Source organism: Streptomyces sp. ID05-39B, assembly GCF_033794725.1.
In the GTDB taxonomy this organism is placed as follows: Bacteria; Actinomycetota; Actinomycetes; order Streptomycetales; family Streptomycetaceae; genus Streptomyces; species Streptomyces bobili.
Window position 1 is genome coordinate 1 of sequence record NZ_JARGEF010000560.1, and the last position, 601, is coordinate 601.

At 65.2% G+C, this 601-nt stretch carries 1 protein-coding gene; it reads left to right on the plus strand.

What is annotated here, in order from left to right:
- The first annotated feature begins 96 nt into the window (after positions 1–96).
- On the plus strand, positions 97–447 hold the full coding sequence (locus P1P75_RS41895; RefSeq protein ID WP_319265372.1) for a hypothetical protein: 351 nt from the start codon (positions 97–99) through the stop codon (positions 445–447).
- The last annotated feature ends 154 nt before the right edge of the window (positions 448–601 follow it).

A 601-nucleotide genomic window follows, 5' to 3' on the forward strand; every position in this document is an offset into this window, starting at 1 on the left:
GGGACAACCCTAAGGTGGGCCGGCGCAGGCGGCGGCTCCTCAGGGCATGTGGTGATCCGCTCTTGTCAACTGGCGCCCGGCTCTTAGGCTTCGCCCATGCAGCAAGCCGAGATCATGCAGCGAGTCGTCGGCATTCTTACCGAAGCGGTTGAGATGCGGCGACAGCTCCGCGAGAGCCCCGATGCCGAGATGGCACTGACCGGATCCATTTCCGCGCTGCTCGTGGAAACTCTGCCCAGGATCAACCTGCCCTCTGATGCAAGCGCCCAGGAAACCACCGACATCATCACGGAGGCTCTGGCGCCGGCCATCGTGACCCTCTCCAACTGCTTCTCCTACGCTTTCGTCCACCTGGCGGAGGTACACGACGAGGGCCGCACCGACACCTCAACCGCTGATGTCCTGCGGGTCCTGGCCCTCCAGTTCGCACCGCGAGACGGTGCCTGACTGGCCGCCGCCCAGCCGCGGAACGGGAGAGTGGGAGCGGGGCGGGGCAGGATCCGATGCCTTCGGCCGCCTTCGACCACTGCTGTGAGCGACGACCATCTGAAGCCTCCAGTGCCGACAGCTTCGTCCATCGACGGCATCCCTTTCACGATCA